Genomic DNA, 22,528 nt, shown 5'->3' with positions numbered 1-22,528 from the left:
GAGGCGATGGGAGGAATGGGTGGACAAACAATTCTTTGATGCCATAAATTGTCATCTACTCACATATGCCCTTCCCCTAATGGGGAAGGGTACACACTCTATTACATTTATTTTTCATAATACCGATAATATCACTATATGTGTCCCGCAATTATTACCAGCCAGAATATCTAATACTATATTACTTCTCATTGTCAGTATTCCTTACGGAGTCATATTTTACCATGAATTTCAGGACACCTTGTGTCACGTTGAAATAGTCGACCATCTCATCAACTATGGGAATAAAAATTTTATTCTTAGTTATAATCGTTGTTGTTGGAATAGTTTTTGCGCCCTTTACATTGTTGCCAAGAGGTTTATCCAAATCTAGTTGATAATAAAGAGTTAGATTGTTTGACGCATGCGTAAAGAAGAATATTACGCGATGCATACTCCAAATCACATTAGTTGTATGTGGTTGATAAAAGAATTCTGCATAATCTCTATATAACTTATCTGATAAGGATAAGAACAACTTGATATTATTCAAATCGTGATTGATAGCATCTGTTCTCAATACCTTGAAATCAATTTTTTTATCTAGTCGCATGATAGGCGGCATAGGCATACAAGGATCTGCATCATTACTTAGAGTACTTATTTTTGAATCAGGGGTACCGCCAAGGACGTCCGATACACTACCTACATTTCTTGCATTAACCTCTTGTTTTTGCTTTTGTTTATTGGCTCGAGCAACATTGATAATATCTTCCATGCTCTTTTTACCTGCAAGATAGTCGTTCATCATATCTCCAACATCTCCAAGATCTCCATTTTCAATGGTAAAAAGTTCGCGTTTTTTCTGTAGATATGCAAATAAAGCATCTGCACCTTCCTTTGTAACTGATGGTAGGTAATTTGAAAATTTAGGATATAATCTAGTTCTTACCATATCCTTTATAAATTGCTCAAAAAGAGCATAGTTATCCTTGTAGACAGCCTTTAAATAATCCAGCTCGGTTGAAGAACGTGAAAAGAAAATATGAATAACTCCAGCTTCATCTTGTACGTATATAGATAAATTATGGCTAATATCTGCATATGATAATTTAAAGTTACTTAGTGAATAATCATCCTCTATAACCATACGTGTTCTCATCAAGATAGAAATTTCCTCGGATGCCAAATCAATATCATCATATACTTTAATAATTCGTATGTCATCTTTGATTTCAGGGATTGATTTTTGCATTAACACCTGCTGTTGAATATTTGCACGATTATAGTCATTACTAAATGTCAATATTAGATTAGAATTATCTTTCAAGGATTCTATTGTCTCTTTATTATTTCCTTTAAAGTAATAGACATTTTTACCATCTATTACCTTTTTAACATCCTTAAGTCTAATACTAACATCTGTTTTTTCCACAGGAATCTCAATAAATCCTGCTAAATCATATCTTCTTGTATTCCTAATGTAAGCATGGAATTCACGAGAATTATTTGCTATTGGATATTTCGCAATCTCTTGGGCAACTATACCATCAACAATACTAATCAATCTAGAAACAAAAGAAGTACTTTCACGGCTAACAGCCTCTCTACCTGCCGTTGGTATTAAAGTAAGGAGGTTTACGATGCCGTTCAAATGGAATACTGAATTAACTGCAATTGGAGCTAATCCAAAAGAGTTTCTTAAACCGAATAAAACAGAATCAGATGCTTTCAAACATATATCACCTTTTATACCGACATGGTTATATGTTATAGCTGTTATCTTGCATTGCGGCAATACAGGGACACCGTTATTGAGTATAACTCTATAATCAAATTCGTAGAGAGAATCTTTATAATGTTGTATACCACTATCTATGTAGTTGGTGCTTAGTGTTATATCGTATGATTCTTGACTGATTAGAACATCATTTAAGTATACGGGAACAGACAGATAACGCACATAAGGCTTAAGGTAAGCCAATGCATTGTCCTTATTTAGCATAAAATCGGACGATATAGTTACTTTTATAGTTGTGCCAAAATCAGAGCGATTATGTTTGCTTTCCGATATATAAATACAATTATCGCTAAGTGATAATTCACTCTTCTTGACACCAGATAACCAAGTTATATCTGTTCCGTATAATTTTGATTCAACATTCAGTTCAGTACATACTCCAAAATTAGCCATAGCTCCAACTCCAAATGTACCAACAACACCTGCTGCTCGTGCTTCTGGATTATTTTTGCCACTTGACCCAGCAGTCCAATAATGAGTCTTAAGTCCATCTGCATCCATTCCAATACCATTGTCATATATTGACAATGTATGATTATCTATAGTGATACGAATTTCTGGATTAATAAAATCAGTATCTATGTGACTCCTTTGCAGAATAGCATCATAAGCATTCTGAACATTCTCTCGAAGAAGGGAGAGGGGTGAATCATATATTTGTGAACACAACAGGTCTAACACCCGATCAATTTGTACATTAAAAGGTATATCGCTCATACTGGTATGTCATCTTATTTTATTAGCGTCTTCAATCAGCACATTCGTTTGCCAATTTCGTAATCCATGTTTATCTGCGGACATTACCGCTTTATCAAAGGTATCCCAATTATGCGTCTCTATAGAAGCACCCATAACTGCTATAACTTGTGCAATCGTCATAGGCTCAAATTCTAATGTGCAAATATCGTGATTACTTATCTTTTGAAGAAATTCATCAATGAACTTATTTGCTGTAGCTTCATTATTACGGATAGATATAAGATTTTCAATGGCCTCCTTATAATTATTTTCAACCTTTGCCTGATTTAAACAATCTGCTAGCACCCTGCTATAATCAATTGCAGGTAGATTAAATGCCATTGAATATGAATCTTTTCCTTCAATTAGCTTCCTTCTCCATGAAGGTATATCCCATGCTGTTTCATCTTCTCTAACATGCAATATTACATTCACCTTTTCTTCGCTTTGTACTATCTCTAAAATATTGTATTGGCAATGTGTGCCTTCTGGCATAGTTTTGCCACGTCCATATAAACAACCAGAGCTTATTAAAGTCATTCGTCCTTGTTTAAAAATATCATGATACTCATATAAGGCTTCTGTATGATGTTGATGCCCATATAAACCTAACTGTATGTGGAAATCCATAAGACTATGAAGTACTCTTGGGTCAAGGTAATTCGTCTGAGTTGGTATTCCTGAGATATTATGGTGCCATACACCAACAATGAACCTACCATATTTGAAGACTTTCGACAATTCAGATTGGGATTCTGCAATCGCCTTACTATTTATTGCTCCAATCTGGTTTAGATGATCTATTCTGTAGCAACTATTAAATGTAGCAAATGCAATGTTATACTCCGGAAAGTCTATAATTTTATTCAGCATATCACAATCATCTATCGTGCGAATGCCTTCATAAAACCTATTATAAAATTCAACGAAAAATTTGAATCTAGATGCGTATTCTTCTTCCTTATTAATTAGATAAAAACAAAAATCTTTCCAGCTCCAACGATATTGAGGGTCACCTTTTAAATACCTCTCTTTAGCACTTTCTCGTATATCATCAGGTATAGCCTCCATACTTCTGATTGTTGCTCCCCTATATAAATCATGATTTCCAGGAACAATAATTATTCTAGATTTATCCCCATTAAGAAAATGTCTTACCAATTTATCTAGGAAAGATTCAACTTCTTGATACTGTTTCACTATCTTTTCTTCAGCATCTTCCCCATTCGCGCCCTCAGCTAAATCACCACAAACTACAATAAATTCTGGCTTAGGTATATCTTGATCATATGAGTCTGCATCATTGCACAAAGAAGCAAACAAATGATCAAAGTCGTTGTTTTCTCCTTTATGCAAATCAGATATATGTAAAATCGAATAGTGCTTATTCATACTAAACCTATTTTAGTTAACCAATTACATAGGGTATTGAACAATAGTTCAGGCTATATAATCAGTTTCCTCATTTCATTTGCAATTTATTTGGCTTCAAAAAGCCAATCAAATTACAAAAGTATAAAAAGAAAACCGAATTATCGAATATAATTCCCTATATTTGCACTATTCAATTGAGAAATAATATGAAACTAAATAGGATTAAAGCCGCCTTATCTGAGAAAGGTATTTCTCAAACATGGTTAGCCAAACAACTCGGCAAGAGTTTCAGTATGGTTAATGCCTATGCTTGTAATCGGATCCAGCCCAATTTGGATACCTTGCAGCAGATAGCGGAGATACTACAAGTGGATTTAAAAGATTTGATAACCGACAAGAAGGATAGGTGACATGAAGCAGTTCTCGGAAGCGACACGGGTACAGATGCCGGCAATGGTTCATCTCACCCGAATAGGATATACATATTTTGGCAAGTTGAGTGAAGATAAAAATGGCACAGTCTATGACGGTGACACGAATATTCTTTTGCCAATTTTTGAGCAGCAGTTCAAAAAGCTGAATCCCGGACACGAAGGAGAATATCTTCAAGTGTTGAAAGACATCCGTAAAGAGTTGAATGATGATGATCTAGGTCGTGGTTTTTACAATCGCCTCAAAGCGGTATCTCCTATAAAACTAATAGACTTCGATAATATCGAAAACAATGCATTCCATTTTACTGCCGAATTTACCTGCAAAAACGGTCAGGATGAGTTCAGACCTGACATCACTTTGTTTGTAAACGGTATGCCACTCTGTTTCGTTGAAGTGAAGAAGCCGAACAATCACGGTGGAATGTTAGCAGAGAGCGCAAGGATGAACAAAGAACGCTTCCCAAACAAAAAGTTTCGCCGTTTCATCAACATCACGCAGCTGATGATATTCAGCAATAATATGGAATATGATTCACTTGGCGGCATTGTTCCTATACAGGGGGCTTTCTATTGTACTGGAGCACGTTCTTATGCTCCATTTAATTGTTTCCGTGAAGAAAATCCGAGCAATCAGAAAATTGCACCTTTCAATAGGGATTATCCATACAAAGAGATTGACGAGGTTATAGAAAAACAGATTCTGGCTGATTACAACTGTCAGGTAATCCATACAAGCCCTGAATATCAAACGAACCTCGATTTCAATACGCCCACAAACCGCATATTGACTTCAATGTGTTCGCCAGAACGCTTACTGTATATCATTAGATATGGTATCGCTTACGTCCGCATGGAGCGAGAGGTGGACGGTAAAATTGAATCTACCGACCAAAAACACATCATGCGTTATCAGCAATTGTTTGCATCGCTGGCAATTCGTAAGAAACTTGCCGAAGGTGTGAAATCAGGCGTAGTTTGGCATACACAAGGTAGTGGAAAGACAGCCTTGTCTTATTATCTGACCTATATTCTCAACGACTTCTATTCCAAGCAGAACAAGGTCGCCAAATTCTATTTCATCGTTGACCGTCTTGATTTGCTAGAACAGGCCACACAAGAGTTTGAAGCACGTGGGCTGGTGGTTTCAACCGCCAATACAAGAACTGAACTGATGGAACAGTTCCGCAGTAACCAAGCACAACAAGGCGTAAGTGGTCAGGCTGAAATTACCGTTGTGAACATACAACGTTTTGCAGAGGATAAAGAAAAAGTACGTATTAGTGATTATGCTACGAATCTTCAGCGTATTTTTATACTTGACGAAGCACATCGTGGTTATAAGCCAGGAGGATGTTTCCTTGCCAACCTTTTTGATGCGGATACGGATTCTATAAAAATTGCCCTCACTGGTACTCCGCTATTAAAGGAAGAACGCGCGAGCTGCAAAGTCTTCGGAAATTATTTGCACACATATTACTACGACAAATCCATTGCAGATGGCTATACACTGAAAATCATACGTGAAGACATTGAGACCTCATATAAAGAGCGTCTTTCAGATGTGTACGATAAATTGGATACCTTAGTACAGAAGAAAGACATCCGTAAATCGGAAATTATTGAGCATCCGAGTTATGTTGAAGAATTGGCTCATTACATTATGAGGGACTTGAAAGAGTTTCGCAAAATACAAGGTGATGACACATTAGGTGGAATGGTCATCTGTGAAACGAGCGAACAGGCACGACGGCTTTATGATGTTTTTCAAGAAAAATGGGAAGAATTTCAGCCCAAGCCTATCAAAATCAAACTTCCTGATGGTTCATGTGTACTTGGTGAGCCAATGGTCGAATATAAATCTAAATATCGGCCGTTGAAAGCTGGTCTCATCCTTCATGATACAGATGATAAAGAAACAAGAAAGCAGATAATCAAAGACTTTAAAAAGAATATGACTGTGGACATACTTATTGTCTTCAACATGCTCTTGACAGGCTTTGATGCGCCTCGCTTGAAGCGTCTATATTTTGGTCGCAAATTGAAAGATCACAATTTGCTTCAGGCTATTACCCGTGTAAACCGTCCTTATCCTGGTATGCGCTATGGTTTTGTAATCGATTTTGCCGACATTAAACGCAACTTCAAAGAAACGAATGAAGCATATCTACAAGAGCTTAACCGCTTTAACGATGTGGATGAGACAGGAATGGCAGCTGCCACAGATACGTTTACCCAAGTTATTGAGGACAAGGATGAAATCTTAAACCAGATGAAACAAGTGCGCCAAACACTTTTCAATTATCCTTTTGATAATGCTGAGGAGTTTTCTGCTGAAATCTCGACGGAAGAAGATAAGTCCGTTCTCCTTGACCTGAAACAGGCATTGGAATCAGCAAAAAACATGGCAAATATTGTACGTACGTTCGGTGATGAGGATATGAAAGAACAATTCTCAAAGCTTGAAATAACCAAATTGCCACAACTATTATCAGAGGTACAAAGACGAATCGGTATCATCAATCAGAAAGAGGCGTTTAGCACAAGCGACGAAACAAAAACGCTAATCAATGAGGCAATGATGGATATAGAATTCACTTTCTCTAAAATCGGGCAGGAAGAAATGCGCCTTATTTCAGGAGGAATGGAATTGAAAGATAAATGGCAACGCACAATCTCCTCATTTACGCAAAACTTTGACCAAGATGATCCTGAATTCATGTCATTACGTGATGCTTTTATGGAACGATTTAAAGAACATGGTTTTGTGATTGACAGTATAGCCAAGTTCAACGAAGAGACGCAGGCACTTGATGAAATCATAGTACGCTTACAAGAGCTGCAAAAGCGCAACAATGTATTGCTCAGAAAATATAACGGAGACGAAAAATTCGTTCGTGTTCATAAGCGTATTCGTGAGGCTAACAAACAAAGGGAAGAGAAAGGTCAAAAGCCTATGTTCTCATTCTTGGATGATGAAATAGCATCTATTCTCAATATCATAAAAAAGGATGTAGATGCTAAAGTATATGACCGTAATGACATTTTGAAAAAAGATGCCTATTTCAATCGTACGGTTATGACTCTTGTCAATGGGTGCTTGTATCAATTTCCGCAGATAAAACCGGAAATGGATGATTATAAGTTTATCCAAACACGTATTTCACAGCAATATATAAACCAATATAACGCCACATACGGTGCAATATCATAAAGAATATGTCTGACATCAAAGAAAAAACATTAAAGCTCATTGACGGGCTAAAAGCCACATGCCAGTCCTACGGTATGGGCAACGACGGTAACGAATATAAAATAATCACTCAGGTATTTCTCTATAAATTTCTGAATGATAAGTTTGGCTATGAACTTAAGAATGCCAAAAGTGACATAGCCAAGAAACTGACTGGTGATGTAAAATGGGAAACTGCATATGAGAATCTTTCAGGTGATGAACGTATGCTTATTCAGAGTGCAATTTCACCTGATGTTCCAATGCTCGAACCTTATCACTTGATTGCCAACCTATGGAATCAACAAAGCAAAGGTGATTTTGATACCATTTTTGATTCCACAATGACAGATATTGCAGAGAAAAATGCAGATATATTTTCTACTCAGACTACAGCCAACACAAGGATTCCGTTATTTGAGGCATTGACACCATTTGTAACCGATACAGCACAACGTGCGCCATTTGCTCGTGCATTGGTGGACAAACTCGTAAACTTCTCTTTTGAAGAAGCGTTTGCTCAAAATTACGATTTCTTCTCCAGTATTTTTGAGTACCTGATTAAAGACTACAATACTGCCGGAGGTGGTAAGTATGCTGAGTATTACACCCCGCATGCCATTGCTACTATTATGGCGCGCTTACTCGTTGGCGACCATACGGATTTGCATAATATGGAATGTTATGATCCATCTGCTGGAACAGGTACATTACTGATGGCACTCAGCCATCAGATAGGCGAATGCCGTTGTACCATCTTCTCTCAGGATATTTCTCAGCGAAGCAACAAGATGTTGAAACTAAACCTTTTACTTAACGGATTAGTTTCTTCGCTTGATAATGCCATTCAAGGCGATACGCTTGTAAGCCCATATCACAAGAGCGATGATGGAAAACAGTTGCGCCAGTTTGATTTTGTCGTTAGTAATCCACCTTTCAAAATGGATTTCTCCGACACTAGAGAGAAAATAGCGGCAATGCCTGCTCGTTTTTGGGCAGGAGTACCCAATGTTCCTGCCAAGAAAAAAGAATCAATGGCAATCTACACTTGTTTCATCCAGCACGTTATCAATTCATTAAAAAAGACGGGAAAGGGAGCCATTGTCATTCCGACAGGTTTCATAACAGCAAAAAGCGGCATTGAAAATAAAATACTTCAGAAGATCGTTGATGAACGATGGATATATGGTTGTGTTTCTATGCCAAGCAATGTGTTTGCCAATACGGGCACTAATGTCAGCGTGTTATTCTTTGACAAGTCGGCAAGCACAGACAGGGTAATTTTGATTGATGCAAGCAAATTGGGTGAGGAATACAAGGATGCCAACGGATTGAAGAAGGTACGTCTAAATGATGAAGAGATAGAAAAGATTGTCGGTACATTCCAACGCAAGGAAGCCGTAGAGGATTTCTCTGTGGCAGTTAGCTATAAAGAAATCAAAGAGAAGGGATATTCTCTTTCTGCCGGGCAATATTTCGACATCAAGATTGATTATATGGATATAACCGAAGATGAGTTTAATGCTCGTATGGCGAATTACAAGCAAACGCTTGCCGAACAATTTGTAGAAAGCCATCGTTTGGAAGAAGAAATCATGAAACAATTGGATGCTTTGCAATTCAACGCAAATGTAGGTAACAATGAGTAAAGGATTGACCATCATAGACAAGGACTATACCCGGTGGGTAGAAGATCTTAGTGTGCGTTATCGGCAAAGTCAAATCAAAGCAGCCGTAAGAGTAAACCAAGAATTGCTCAAGTATTATTGGGAACTCGGTCGAGACATAGAAGAAATGCACGTTGAAGAGCGTTGGGGACAGAGTGTCATTAAAAACCTTTCTGTGGATTTGCAACTCAAGAATCCAAACTCAACAGGCCTATCACGTACAAATATCTACTATGCAAAGAAATTCTATTTGCTTTATTCTCAATACCTAAAAGTTGTCCCACAAGTTGTGGGACAATTAGAGAACGGGAAAGCACAACAAGCCGTAAAAGATTCTCCAGAGATTGTCCCACAGCCTGTGGGACAATTGGAAGAAATGCTATTTTCCATACCTTGGGGGCACCACCGTTATTTGATAGACAGATATGGGACTGAACCTGCAAAGGCCTTTTTCTATGTTAAAAAGACAATGCAAGAGGGCTGGAGCCGTGATGTACTTCTCAACTTTATGGACTCCGGCCTATACGAACGAGAAGGAAAGGCCTTGACAAACTTTACCCGTACATTGCCAGACGAGACAAGCGATCTCGCACAAGAACTGACGAAAGACCCTTACAATTTTGCTTTTACAGGAATCACGAAACCCTACAACGAGCAAATTCTTAAAGATGCTTTGCTGGCCAATATATCGCAATTTCTATTGGAACTCGGTACGGGATTCGCATACATTGGTAAAGAATACCGCCTTCAAATTGGACAAAAGGAAAAATTTATTGACCTGCTTTTCTACAATTTGAATTTATCATGTTATGTGGTAATTGAAGTTAAAATAGGCGAGTTTGATTTTCAAGACTTAGGACAGTTAAGTGGTTATGTGGTAGCATGTAATCATATCCTGAGAAAAGAGGGAAGAGATAATCCTACAATAGGTCTGCTAATTTGCCGCCAAAAGGATTCAATGCTTGCCCAATACGCATTAGAGGGCAGCAATCTTCCATTAGGCATATCCGAATATGACCTCGAAAAACTATACCCGGAAAAGGTGGAAGGTACGATACCTACTATTGAAGAAATTGAGGCAAGATTAGGTGAAAATCTAAATGGGGAACAGAGTGAATTATGAGCGAAAACTTGGTTCAATGGGTCACCTTATTAAGCCCAATAATTAGTGTAATTGCAATAATTGTTGCTCTGAAAGTTGCTCACGATTCATCAAAAGATGCGATGGAACAGGTTAAAGCTATCCGCAATCTTCTCGATGTCTTCGTAGCAGCCAATAATTTGGATATTGTGGAAGCCCAAAGAAAATATCAGCAACAGCTCGTAGACTTGGATAAACAAATTGAACAAGCACGAATGGATTATGAAACTATATATCCTTTTAGAAGTGCTGTAAGAATAGAACAAGAAATTGCAAAACAGGAAAAAGCAAAACAAAAAGAGTATCTTGAACACCTTTTTGTAAAGCGCAAAGAGATAGAGACAAATCTGTTACTCATACAGGATTATATTAATAAGGCAACGCTATAAATGGAATTGAAAAAATATAAATTGGGTGAAATCCTTGATGTTACAAGAGGTGCGAGTCTCAGTGGTGAGTTTTATGCCACTGAGGGTAAATATATTCGTCTGACTTGTGGTAACTTTGACTATCAGAACAACTGCTTTAAAGAGAATAAATCCAAAGACAACATATATTATGTCGGAGACTTCAAGCCTGAGTTTCTAATGGAAAAGGGAGACATCATCACTCCTTTGACAGAACAGGCTATAGGTTTGCTTGGCTCTACTGCCATTATTCCGGAAAGCAGCAAATACATACAAAGCCAAGATGTGGCAAAAATTATCTGCAAGGAAGACTTGTTAGATAAGGATTTCGCATTTTATCTCATATCTTCAGCCCTCGTTAAGCAACAGCTAAGTGCTGCTGCCCAACAGACTAAGATTCGCCATACCTCACCTGATAAAATCAAGGATTGTACAGTATGGATTCCCGAATTATCAGAGCAAAAACGCATCGGTAAGCTATTGTGCTCCATTGACCGCAAGATAGAACTTAACCGAGCGATAAATCAGAATTTAGAGGCGATGGCAAAACAGCTCTACGATTATTGGTTTGTGCAATTTGATTTTCCCAACGAGGAAGGCAAACCTTACAAGTCAAGCGGTGGTGAAATGGTTTGGAATGAGAAGCTGAGAAAAGATATACCAGAATATTGGGAAGTAAAATCTCTTAGTAATTGGCTTGAAATTAAGTCGGGATTTCCATTCAAATCGGAAACATATAAACCTATTGGACGATACAAGATAATAACCATTAAGAATGTTCAAGATGGGGAGCTTGTAACATCTGGCTGTGATTATGTTAACGAAATTCCAAGCCGTGCAAAAGATTATATTTCTCTCCAAATTGGAGATAGACTGATTTCGCTAACTGGAAATTGTGGAAGGTTATGTGTTGTATGTGAGGAAAATCTATTATTAAATCAACGTGTAGGATTATTGTGTTGTGATGCAATATATTTGGAATACTTTTACAATTTCCTTAATAGTAGTACGATGCGAACAGTGATTGATAATCTTGCAAATGGTGCGGCACAAGCAAATCTCAGTCCTGTTGAACTATGTAAAACAGACTATTTTATTCCGCCCATAGACATACTACTGTCATATAATAGAAAAGCAAATGCTATTCGTAAGGTTATTGTGCAAAATAATCAAGAAATATCTCCGTTAACTAAGCAGCGCGACGAACTTCTTCCACTCTTGATGAACGGCCAAGTGTCAGTAAATTCTGATTTATCCGACGATTGAGTTCAATTTTCTTGTCTAATGCAGAGAATATTTCGCCAATTCGCTCTTGATCACGTAATGGAATCATAGGAACTGGAAACGAATTGAGTGCTTCAACGGATAACGCATAGCGTTGTCCGCTTCCAGAGGCATTGCAAGCGAAATATTTCTTTGCATAGTCTGTATGCAGAAGAGCGTTCAGATAACGTCCATCTAAAATATCCTTATTTGGAGTAACCATAGCGCAATGATAGCCCAATATGGCATCATCAAAATCATCTGCAATATAAGTAGGAATGCCAATGTCGTCACGGGTTTCACTGTCCTTAGTTAAGGCAACTTGGCCTTTCTTCAATTGGAATTTGGAAATTTCATTGGGACTGGCTGTAGCAAGCATAAAACCATCATGCTGAGCTGTGGTAATAGCCCAGTTGTAATATACATCAACAAAGTTGCAAAGACGAATCTCTTTTTCTCCGTCTTTGATTTTCTTATCTACTCCACTGATTTCAACAGTGGCAATGTCTCCCAATTTATATTTTCTCATTTGCATCCAAATTTAGATGCAAAGTTACACATTTTTAGACAGATTTTTGTGTGTCAATTATCCTAAATATTTCTTATGAGCCAACTTTACATTGTTTTGATTCACAATAGCATAGTGTAGCGTGGTGTCAATGCGTACATGACCAAGTAATCGCTGTACCTGTTCGATGGGCATCCCCTTGTCAATAGCCATAGTTGCAAGAGTACGACGGAACTTATGTGGGTGAACCTTTGGCATAGAAAGGGATTGTCCCAACTTTCTAATCCTCACTTCTATGCCACTAATTGTTAGTCGTGTATGAGGCGAGTTTATGGAAACAAATAAGGCTGGATTATCATCCGCGCGTTCATTAAGATATTGTTGTAGATGTAGTTTTGTTCGGGCATTGAAATAAACGACACGTTCTTTGTTGCCTTTACCAAATACGATACACTGACGTTCATGGAAGTCAATATCTTCACGGTTGAGTTTTGCCAATTCGCCCACACGGATGCCTGTTGAAGAAAGAATGTCTATAAGGGCAAGGTCTCGCTTGTTACTACAACTGTCCCGAAGTTGCTCTAATTGTTCGTCGGATAGAACTTCTTTTACGAGTGAATCCGTCTTTACTTTATGTATGCGTCTGACGGGACTTTTGGCGATATAGTCTTCATCTTCCAGCCATGCAAAGAAACTAGAAAAGATACGCCTCATATTGTCAATAGTTACTTTGCTAGACTGGTGTTCTTCTTGATAATCGGATAGATAGGTACGAATGTCTGTGGTGGTGATGTGACAAATAGCCAAAGAGAGCGTAACTAACAACCGTTCAATGGTATTACGGTAGTATACCAGTGTCTTGTCCGAACACCCCTCTATCTTTTTAGCTGATATAAAAGAGTTCAAAAGATGCTCATTCTCTTGTGCTTGCTGTTTGACACAAACCTCCTTTTCGATGATTTCTACATTATGCAGTTCTGATGCAAGCACAGCTTTAAGCCGTGCCATTTGCCGGCAATCCAAGTCACGTTGCATCTTCGCGACTATCGCCTGAATGATGTTTTCTTTCATAATTCTGATATTTAGTCCCTATTATAATTATAATATAAAGGACGGCTAAATCAGAATTTAGAAGCAATGGCAAAGCAACTCTACGATTACTGGTTTGTGCAGTTTGACTTCCCGAATGGGGAGGGCAAACCGTATAAGTCAAGTGGCGGTAAGATGGTTTGGAATGAGAAACTGAAACGGGAAATTCCTCAAGGATGGAATAATGGAATGCTTATCGACATTGCAAATATAACAATGGGGCAATCTCCTGATGGATCCAGCTATAATGAAGTTGGAGAAGGTATGCTTTTTTATCAAGGAAGCACGGATTTTGGTATGAGATTTCCCTCGGTTAGACAATACACAACAGCACCTTCTCGATATGCAAAAAGAGGTGATATACTAATGAGTGTTCGTGCCCCAGTTGGATCTATAAATATAGCAAATAATGATTGTTGTATAGGTCGTGGCTTATCTGCAATTAATTCAAAATTAGGATCTACGACGCACTTGTATTATATATTAAATGACCTAAGAATTGCTTTTGAACAAAGAAATGCAGCAGGTACAACATTTGGGTCTATTACTAAAGAAGACCTATATAGTCTGCCTATTATTATTCCTTCACATGAAGTTATAAGAGCTTTTGATAAGATATGTTCCCCTATGTTTGATAGACAAATGATATTAGGAGAAGAAATAGATAATCTAATTAAGCAGCGTGATGGACTTCTACCGCTTCTGATGAACGGTCAAGTATCGGTAAATTCTGATTTATCGAAATGCATAAGTAAAATTGGGATAGTCGCATTAATTCGCAACTATCCCAACTCTTTATTGAAATATTGGAGATTAGTGATAATATACAAATGCAGAATCACTTTCTCCTATAACTTTTCTTCTCATTTTGCTTCTTTACCGTCCCCATCGCAAATATCAAGCACCTCCTCCGATAGGCTTCTTCCTCCTCGTCTGGTCGGCGACCGTCCCAGCGGAGGTCGGAAGTGGAGCCTCCGCCACCACTGGAGGAGATGGCGACTGGAGTTCCGCATATAAGGGCATCGGCAATAGCGAATATCTTTGAACGTATTAAGGGATTTGCAAGTTGGTCAAGCATTGTTTCCAATATGGATTTCAGACTGTCATTATTTTCCGTTAAAGTTTTGACATCATTTTGCAATTGGTATAGTTCTCCGTAGTCCGCCAAAACATTGCGTTGGGCTGCTTCGACTTGCCGTGCCGCATCATTTCTGTACAGGGATTCTATCTTGCGGACAATTGTGGTAAACTGCTTAGCGATATGTTGGTTTTGACGCTCGACCCATTTGTCCGTACCGAACATAGGCGGTTTCTCTGTGATTTGTGGTGCCGTGAAATCCACCTTGTGATTACGGAACGGCTGGATAACTGAACGGGCATTGGCGGTATCTTTAGTCAGCTGCTCCAATTCCTGTTCTTTTGCACGGAGTTTATCAGATTTGTCTTCAAGTTTGGACTGATATTCAGAAATTTGTTTCAGTATCTCGGACTTTCGGGATTCGTATTCTCTGAGTGCAATTTGACCGGAAGCCAAAGACTCGTCAATTTCTTCAAGCTGTGTTTGATAACTATAAATCTGAGCCTCCAATTTCTGTATCATTGTTTGAAGTCCCTTGACTGCTTTCTCCGCCTGCTTTGCATCTTTAGTAAGTTTGCGGATATAATCACGTTTATGAAGGTGCTGCACATTACGACCTTCAATACTGTCGCCCCGTTCCAGCCCATACTTGCTGCCAACCTCTTCATATAGTGATGTATGCATCTCCCGAAGAATCTGACCATACTCATAACGGTTCTTGCCAAACTTGGCAGACCACATTACGCACTCACGACCACTTTTGGTGCGTTGTCCGACTGTAACAATCAAGGCGTGAATATGCGGGCTGCTCTCGTCAAGATGCACCTGAAACCCGACAATGTTTTCCTGCCCGTATCGTTTGGCACACCAGTCATAGACATCTTTCGCCCAATGTTCTATTTCCTCGCACCGAAGCAAATGGCTGTTGTCTGCATCCTTTTCCAAATTGACGGTCTGATCGCCGAAAGCCATTTCAATAGTCCTGTCGTGATTGCCACCGAAAATGAATCTGGCGCAACAATTCGGCTGAATCTTACTGTCCGGCTTGAATGGTTTCCAGCACAACTCCGACAGGCGTTCCTGCAAACGGACTTCAAGCGATTTCTCATGATAGCCCAACGTATGTATTTTCCCGTCAGTACCGATTTCAAAATTCAACTTCATTCTCGTCTTGTCATAATTATTTGTGGAGTCTTGATTTTTCCTGTCAATCTTGTCATCGTTCCAACGTCTTTCGTTTTCGTTGGCTTCTGCCGAGCTGAATGACTTGGCAGCTTCAACGTGCATCGCTTGTTTTATATCAGTATTCATAATGTCTTCTTTATAAGTGTTAATAGTAATTGGAGCTTGCTCCTGTGCCAATTCACGCAATGTGACAGTGGCCGGATTTTATTGCCGTCAGGCAAAAAGTCCTTATTGTGTTATGGACTTTCTGTAAACTCCCAGAACAAGTTCCTCCGTTATTCAATAAGTTCCAACCCGAGTTCATCAATTAGTAATTGTAACGCTGGGTTGCGCTGAATCATTTGCTGGAGTATCTGCTGTTTGGATGGCGAAAAAAGAAAGAAATCTGCGATGTCCAATCCCTGATTGCGCTGTTCCTTAGTCGCTATCCGTTCCAAGATGTCGGACACGGAGACTTTCTTGCATATTCCTAATAGCAGGGAGGACTTCGCTTTCCATTGTTCGGTCGCAGCTAAATCCGGTATAAGAGTAACATCCCTGCCTTGAAGAACTTGCATTGCGTCACGGTTAAAACAACCGTTCTTGCCACCGGTTGCAAGCCAGATATAATCAGGAATGAAGTGGCTCATTATGACTGCTGTTTTCTCACTCTCGACCAGCATCACAGGAGATACAGATGAACCTTTCAACAAATGCTCTCCAAATAGACATTGTTTCAAATGGAAATCCGGCATACGCAACTCTGAATGTGCCCAACTGACAAAGGCTTGAGGTTCTTTTATTCGATGCCCGTTTTCGGGATTATAACACATTATCTTTCCTGTTCTGACCAAACCATTAATATCAATCTGCCAGAACACCGCTGAACCACCCCATTTTACAGATGCCCCAATACGATATAACTGGAACAAGCGTATGGTTTCTTCCTCGCCAAACACATTGCATAGATACCTATACAAAGGGTTGATTTCATAGTGAGACAGGCTTCTATCCACATAAGATAACGGTATGTATGAAGGAACTATGAGAACTGGTTTCTTCTCAATGAACTTACATAGAGCAGCTTGGAATGATTCACCCACGCTTTGATCTCGTGTCAATACATCAGGATTATCCTTGAAATAAACGGCTGAGTCGAGAGCAGTGCCATGCTTGCATGAGCAATGCCGAGACGAGAGTGATTGTAAACGAACGGAGTGATGTTTAAAATATTCTTTGGGTGTATAATGATAGCCACAGCTATTCTCGTGATCACACTTACCGACATTGCCAGGAAAGGCAATCTCTCCTTCTGCATCGACATATTTGACAAAGCATCGGGGTTTTCCACAACTCGGACAACTAATCTTGCTACCGTATTTGTATTTTTGCAAATGAAACCTGTATTCACTCATGGTTGTCCGAATTGATTAAAGTTGCACTCTGCACTTTTGCACTTTGGGAAGATTGCCCGTCATTCTTGTCCGATGAAAGTGCAATAGTGCAAGATGCATTCAAATTTTCCAATGTAGTCTTCCGATATGCACCATGATGAATCTTCTCTATAAGGGGATTCTGAAATCGGCACAACTGTTCCAAGGCATAATAGACAGTCCGTCGGGACATTTCCACCTTCTTACCGGCAACGATGGCATCACCGGTTGAAAAAGTGTCTCCAAGCAATGATAGCCATGCTTCTTTGGTTTCACCAATACTATCTGAAACTATAATTTCCTGAATCCTCCTGTAAGTCTCCTCATAGTAATCAACCATTCTGATTGCAGTTTTCACAGAAAACAGTTCCACATATTGCATATCCGCTTCACCAACAGCCCATTTCATGATTTGGAACAGCAAGGCCAAACGCGCAGCATGACCATTGAGTTTCATTTTCCGGCTTTCCACTTCCGCATCGTTCTCAATGGCATTTACAGAGTCAATGATTCTATTGTACCAATCATAGAAATACTCCTCAGCGTCCGCTGTCATTGTGAGTATGGCAGGATTGACTGAATTTTCCTTTTCATTAACATCACAAGGAATACCGAGTATTTTATTAAGAATTGTCCTCCATTGATTCAGGATATCAGGTCTTGCCGAAGCTAAAGCATTCCGCTTCCATACGGATATTGTCCTGTCTTTCGGATAGACAAACAGGAATCTGTCAAGCAATCCATTGGCAAGAAACTCTGTGCGAAAAACTTCCTGCAACAGGTTAGTCTGTATCGAACCTATAAGATTGATACAAGGCTTCTTGATTAAAATAGGTCGAGCCTCCGATTTGCGGATGATTTTCAAAGGCTGCCCGCTATATGCAGTCAGCAAGTCCTCGATAAGATTGTTTTTATTGCTGTATCTTCTTACAGAATTGAAGAGAGCCAAGATTTCATCAACAACCAATGCTATCCCGCGAAGATTATACTGATGAGTATTCATCATTGCTTCCGGAGTAAAGTCCGAAATGACTGTAGTCACCAAATGAGGTTTCTTCGGCAAACTGCCATCCGCTCCCTTTTCCCGTTTGTTCCCGGAAACAGCCATTGCCCGTTCATACTCTTTCCATTCTTCATTGTACTTCTCGAACATCCTGTCATCCTGCTCGTTGATTGGCTTGTATATGAATCCCAAAGGCGGAGTCTTTCCCAATCCTGGACGACCGATTAGCATCATATAAAGGGAAGGACTTGTTTTCCATTCGCCCTTGATGCGGATTTGGCAGGAATTGCCGACAGCTGTTGCCACAGCAGAAAGTATAATGGAGGCGGTATATTCCACATTGAAATTTTCATATTGGGCAAGATTTAGAATTACGTCTTGTATCTTGTCAGGAAACACATCCAAAGGGAATCCTGTTTCAGGAATATGTTCCACTTCCGAGCGAAGCATATTGGTCAGATGCAGATTATCAAACATAGCCACCTCCTTCCTGCTTCGGTAAGTCGATACCGATTGCAAAAGCATCAAAATGGAAGTGATGTAAGAATCGGTCCACATCCTCCTGCGTATACCAATATTTGTCACCTTCACGGGAATAGCCGAGATAACCGTTGTCCCTCAACTTCTTCAGATACTTCTCCTTGATTCCCAATTTCGCCATCAAGGACTTGTTGTCATACAGACAATGCGCTACCTCCTTATTTGCGGTTGGCAGTTTTTCCTGTCGTTCCACTATGCGGAGAATCTTTTCCAGCAATTCTCTTTCGCATATACTCTCTACCTTTAATTTCTTTGCCATAGTAAATCTTATTATGGCTTTCCAATCCTGATGCACACTCGGACTTCAAGCCGGGTTATCTTGCCGTGACACGACTGTGCACATCGTCCCACGACTGCGGCGAAGGTAGAGAGTCCTTAGAACCTAAGAAGTTAGCATAGATTATATAACAGGTTATTCCTAATGTTAGGCTAATATTAGGATGCGCACTTAACCGTCTGATTATAAATAAAAAGAGCAGCCGGAAGGCTACTCGAAAAAGATGTCGATTTTCTGAAAATTTTTCGGCACGGTCAGGTCTTTTCTGTTTTGACGGGACTGTCCTATGTCAGAAGTGGCAAAAAGAACACACAATTCGGTGTCAGGAAAGAGTTCCATGCCGAATTTCCAATAGGTCTTTGTTTCCATTTTAAGACGCTCCGGATAATCTCCGCAATAAATTCTTCCGCACATATACGCCAACAGAACTTTTGATTCTGTCCATTTATAATGGGAGCCTTCTTCTTTCATATAGCCATACTCTATTGCTTTGGCAAAGACTTTCTCCGCAAGTTCCGTTTTCAGTTGTCCGGTCAATACGATTCCGGTTGCATTATCATCGGCCGAATGCGCATTTGAAGCCGAAGTTACAACGGGAATACTCTGATTTTCTTTTTCCCTTTGTTTTAAGTAGAGTTTTTCCGCACCTAAAATCAACAATGCCGATCCGATTATTATCAGGACTATACTTGTAATCACAGGCAGATTTGGAACATCCCCATCAATGACATCTATATATCCGAATCCGACACTGAATAGTACTCCAAGAAACATACAGATTGCAGCTGTCCAAAGAATGGTTCTCTGGTACCGTTTGAATATAGTCGCCAACACTAATATCAATATAAAGAATCCTATAAACAGGAATGTTATCTGTAACATTGTCATTTTCACTCATCCATTACATTGTGAATAATCATATTATCTCTAACGAAATAAAATCTTCCTTCAATCTTGCCACCTCTGCTGAAAGCGTTTCCGGAAGGAATTTGGCATAGACCTTTTCGGTGACATCCGTACTACCATGTCCAAGCAAACGGCTGACTACGGACATTGACAAACCTTTGTTCAAGGCGAATACCGCAAAAGAGTGTCTTGCCACGTGCATTGACAGGCTGAAAGGCAGACCGATTTGTTCGCCGACAACGGCCAACGACTGGTTGATACATTTGGTCGCATTGTTGCGCGCTTTATAGAGAGCTTCCGCATCATCCAAATCCAAAGATTCCTTCACAAGATTGAAAACATATTTACACCCTTCACGCTTTTCCTGCCATTGCTGCAGAATGTGTAATGCCGGTTCTGTAAGGGGAATCACGTGCCGTTTGTTTGTCTTGATCATAATCTTTCGCAACTCTTTCCGGGCAAAGTCAATATGTTTCCATTGTAAGGTCATTACATCCACTACACGGAGGCCGCAGGCGTGGAAAGCAAAGAAAAACATTTCCAGAAACTCCTTACGCCGTTCTTCAGTACAACTGCGATAATAATCCAATAATGCTGTCAGTTGTTCTTTAGTCAGGTACTTGTCATCAAACTCGGTTTCCTCATCAGTGAGTGATATTTTCGATGCTATCCGCATGTCCTGAATCCTTGCATTGACAGCACTATCAATCATTTTCAGTTCCGAAGCATAAGCACATGCTTTAAGGATAGGAGTCAAGGCATGATTGATAGTTGCATCGCTATTCAGCTTTATCTCCCGACGCCACTTGATATATTCATCAATCAGTTCAACAGAAATTTCTCCGAGATAGATACTGTCTTGTTTGTAAGTTCCTTTCTTTGTAGCCCGAAGGAAAGTTTGAAAGATATTCATTCCACTCTTGCCGTTTTCATATCGGCTCTTACCGATACGGTTCCTGGAATAATCTGATTCGAGTCTTTCCATGACAAATTCAACAAAGTCCTTTCCTTTATCATCCCGTGCAATCGGTTTGTCAGCTAAAAAATCGGATATGACCTGAGCTGTAATTTGATTAGGATTCTTCTGCTGATATTCCGCCAGTAATGAATCAATCTTGTCAACCCTTGCAAGCAACAGACTGTTGATACGATTGGCTTCCGGACCATAGCTCGCCCTGACTCCGCCACGCCCCTTGTTGGCTTTCTCGTTCCAGTCTCCAAGCCGGACAAAGATATTCATACCCTTGCGTATCACCTGGCGGTTCCAGGTATATTCAAGTTGGACAAGATACTGTTTGGTAGGATCTATCTCACCCCTGACATGCAGGCGGTAGCGCCCCAACGGATATAATCTTTTCGGTCTTCCCATACTGAAGGATGTTTGAAATTAAAAATCAGAGGTTGCGGCAATACTCACAAACCTCTGTAAAGGTAGTGAATTTTGTCCAAACAAATCACAAATCATCCTCCAAAAATTGCATTTTATCCAAACAAACCGCGCCATTTGAGGCGGTCAAACGCGGTTATCCAAACAAATTAAATCCCCGCTAATCTAATTGATTAACAGGGATTTAATTTTAAATTTTTCGATTATTCTTCTCTAATATTCTTCCTCGTTAAAGAAGAAATCCTCCTTACTAGGATAATCCGGCCAAATATCTTCGATACTCTCATAGATTTCGCCCTCATCTTCCATCTCTTGGAGATTCTCAATAACTTCAAGAGGAGCACCCGAACGCATGGCATAATCAATCAATTCGTCCTTGGTTGCCGGCCAGGGAGCATCTTCAAGTTTTGATGCTAGTTCCAATGTCCAATACATAATCTTGAGTATTTAAAATGAATACTAAATTTGTCTCGTTTTCTATTTTTCGGCAAAAGTATAATAAAATCTATCATTTCCAACTATTATCCCAAAATATTTCATTATTTTGCTCATCAAAATTAATTTTTCGGGATAATACAAACAAATAATCTGATAATCTGTTGACAAATGCTAATACTTCGGGAGAAATTGTACAAGTTTCGGATAAAGCCAGAATACGTCTCTCGGCTCTCCTGCAAATAGTACGGCAAACATGACAAACGGCTGCTCCACGACTCCCGCCGGGAATGATGAAAGCGCAAAGTTCGGGCAGTTGTTCGTCCAGCTTATCAATCTCCCGCTCAATATTCTCCACGTTTTCGGGAGTTATGATGCTGGCAGCCTTCAGTTGCGTTTTTTCCTGGTCGGTGGCCAGATGTGAACCGATGGCAAATAGCTTATGCTGAATACTCAAAATGAAATCACGATCTGATTCATCCTGCAGATAGGTGTTCAACCATCCTAAATGAGAATTTAGTTCATCCACAGTTCCGTAAGCTTCCAGACGGATATGGGTCTTTGGAACGCGACTTCCGCCGACAAGACTGGTAGTTCCTTTATCTCCGGTCTTTGTATATACAAGGCTCTTTTTCATAATCTTCTTTTTTACTTATTATAAGGTAAACGTACAAA

18 protein-coding genes and 1 pseudogene are annotated in these 22,528 nt (G+C 39.5%); 7 read left to right on the top strand and 12 right to left on the bottom strand.

The window, feature by feature from the left end; genetic code table 11:
- Positions 1-181: 181 nt before the first annotated feature.
- Positions 182-2,497, bottom strand: a complete 2,316-nt coding sequence (locus DXA54_RS05675) for an ATP-binding protein (protein WP_005682079.1) — start codon at positions 2,495-2,497, stop codon at positions 182-184.
- A 9-nt stretch (positions 2,498-2,506) separates the two neighbouring features.
- The gene (locus DXA54_RS05670; RefSeq protein ID WP_005682080.1) at positions 2,507-3,910 is read right to left on the bottom strand and encodes a metallophosphoesterase family protein; all 1,404 of its coding nucleotides are present in this window, start codon (positions 3,908-3,910) and stop codon (positions 2,507-2,509) included.
- Between the two features lie 188 nt (positions 3,911-4,098).
- On the opposite strand from DXA54_RS05670, the gene DXA54_RS05665 reads away from it, so the two are divergent.
- Genes DXA54_RS05665 through DXA54_RS05640 form a run of 6 tightly spaced genes read left to right on the top strand, consistent with a single transcriptional unit; the run spans position 4,099 to position 12,036 of the window.
- Positions 4,099-4,302: a helix-turn-helix domain-containing protein gene (locus DXA54_RS05665; RefSeq protein ID WP_005682081.1), complete on the top strand. Its 204-nt coding sequence runs from the start codon at positions 4,099-4,101 to the stop codon at positions 4,300-4,302.
- A gap of 1 nt (position 4,303) precedes the next feature.
- The gene (locus tag DXA54_RS05660) at positions 4,304-7,537 is read left to right on the top strand and encodes a type I restriction endonuclease subunit R (protein ID WP_005682082.1); all 3,234 of its coding nucleotides are present in this window, start codon (positions 4,304-4,306) and stop codon (positions 7,535-7,537) included.
- 5 nt (positions 7,538-7,542) lie between these two features.
- Complete coding sequence (locus DXA54_RS05655) at positions 7,543-9,204, top strand: class I SAM-dependent DNA methyltransferase (RefSeq protein WP_005682083.1); 1,662 nt, start codon at positions 7,543-7,545, stop codon at positions 9,202-9,204.
- Complete coding sequence (locus DXA54_RS05650) at positions 9,197-10,345, top strand: YhcG family protein (RefSeq protein ID WP_005682084.1); 1,149 nt, start codon at positions 9,197-9,199, stop codon at positions 10,343-10,345. Before DXA54_RS05655 ends, DXA54_RS05650 begins: the two co-directional genes overlap by 8 nt.
- Positions 10,342-10,752, top strand: a complete 411-nt coding sequence (locus tag DXA54_RS05645; RefSeq protein WP_005682085.1) for a hypothetical protein — start codon at positions 10,342-10,344, stop codon at positions 10,750-10,752. The genes DXA54_RS05650 and DXA54_RS05645 overlap by 4 nt, the downstream gene beginning before the upstream one ends.
- Positions 10,753-12,036, top strand: coding sequence for a restriction endonuclease subunit S (locus tag DXA54_RS05640; protein WP_005682086.1), 1,284 nt, complete (start codon positions 10,753-10,755; stop codon positions 12,034-12,036).
- Here the strand turns inward: DXA54_RS05640 and DXA54_RS05635 are convergent.
- Positions 11,960-12,562, bottom strand: a complete 603-nt coding sequence (locus tag DXA54_RS05635) for a restriction endonuclease subunit S (protein ID WP_005682087.1) — start codon at positions 12,560-12,562, stop codon at positions 11,960-11,962. The two genes, DXA54_RS05640 and DXA54_RS05635, sit on opposite strands and share 77 nt — an antisense overlap.
- A 57-nt stretch (positions 12,563-12,619) precedes the next feature.
- Positions 12,620-13,612, bottom strand: coding sequence for a site-specific tyrosine recombinase/integron integrase (gene xerA / locus DXA54_RS05630; protein ID WP_005682088.1), 993 nt, complete (start codon positions 13,610-13,612; stop codon positions 12,620-12,622).
- 45 nt (positions 13,613-13,657) lie between these two features.
- Here xerA and DXA54_RS28780 point away from each other — a divergent pair.
- A pseudogene (locus DXA54_RS28780) lies at positions 13,658-14,371 on the top strand (restriction endonuclease subunit S); the annotation flags it as partial.
- Positions 14,372-14,468: 97 nt separating this feature from the next.
- Here DXA54_RS28780 and mobV read toward each other — a convergent pair.
- The 8 genes from mobV to DXA54_RS05585 form a co-directional block, all read right to left on the bottom strand.
- Positions 14,469-16,019, bottom strand: a complete 1,551-nt coding sequence (gene mobV / locus DXA54_RS05620; protein ID WP_005682092.1) for a MobV family relaxase — start codon at positions 16,017-16,019, stop codon at positions 14,469-14,471.
- A gap of 149 nt (positions 16,020-16,168) precedes the next feature.
- The gene (locus DXA54_RS05615; protein WP_005682094.1) at positions 16,169-17,287 is read right to left on the bottom strand and encodes a DUF6371 domain-containing protein; all 1,119 of its coding nucleotides are present in this window, start codon (positions 17,285-17,287) and stop codon (positions 16,169-16,171) included.
- Positions 17,280-18,785, bottom strand: a complete 1,506-nt coding sequence (locus DXA54_RS05610) for a DUF3987 domain-containing protein (protein WP_005682096.1) — start codon at positions 18,783-18,785, stop codon at positions 17,280-17,282. Before DXA54_RS05610 ends, DXA54_RS05615 begins: the two co-directional genes overlap by 8 nt.
- A complete protein-coding gene (locus DXA54_RS05605; RefSeq protein WP_005682097.1) occupies positions 18,778-19,107 on the bottom strand; it encodes a DNA-binding protein in 330 nt (109 codons plus the stop codon). Before DXA54_RS05605 ends, DXA54_RS05610 begins: the two co-directional genes overlap by 8 nt.
- Positions 19,108-19,335: 228 nt before the next feature.
- Positions 19,336-20,007, bottom strand: coding sequence for a hypothetical protein (locus DXA54_RS05600; protein WP_032837953.1), 672 nt, complete (start codon positions 20,005-20,007; stop codon positions 19,336-19,338).
- 34 nt (positions 20,008-20,041) lie between these two features.
- Complete coding sequence (locus tag DXA54_RS05595) at positions 20,042-21,400, bottom strand: tyrosine-type recombinase/integrase (protein WP_005682099.1); 1,359 nt, start codon at positions 21,398-21,400, stop codon at positions 20,042-20,044.
- A 231-nt stretch (positions 21,401-21,631) separates the two neighbouring features.
- The gene (locus tag DXA54_RS05590; protein WP_002558131.1) at positions 21,632-21,853 is read right to left on the bottom strand and encodes a DUF2795 domain-containing protein; all 222 of its coding nucleotides are present in this window, start codon (positions 21,851-21,853) and stop codon (positions 21,632-21,634) included.
- Positions 21,854-21,926: 73 nt separating this feature from the next.
- Positions 21,927-22,490 (bottom strand): cob(I)yrinic acid a,c-diamide adenosyltransferase, encoded by a 564-nt coding sequence (locus DXA54_RS05585; RefSeq protein WP_004302366.1) that lies wholly within the window; start codon positions 22,488-22,490, stop codon positions 21,927-21,929.
- Positions 22,491-22,528: the final 38 nt, after the last annotated feature.

Origin of the sequence: Bacteroides sp. OF03-11BH, from assembly GCF_003604005.1 — a bacterium.
GTDB classification, from domain to species: Bacteria; Bacteroidota; Bacteroidia; order Bacteroidales; family Bacteroidaceae; genus Bacteroides; species Bacteroides ovatus.
Note: the sequence above shows the minus strand (reverse complement) of the source record. Positions and strands in the feature narration are given on the sequence as shown.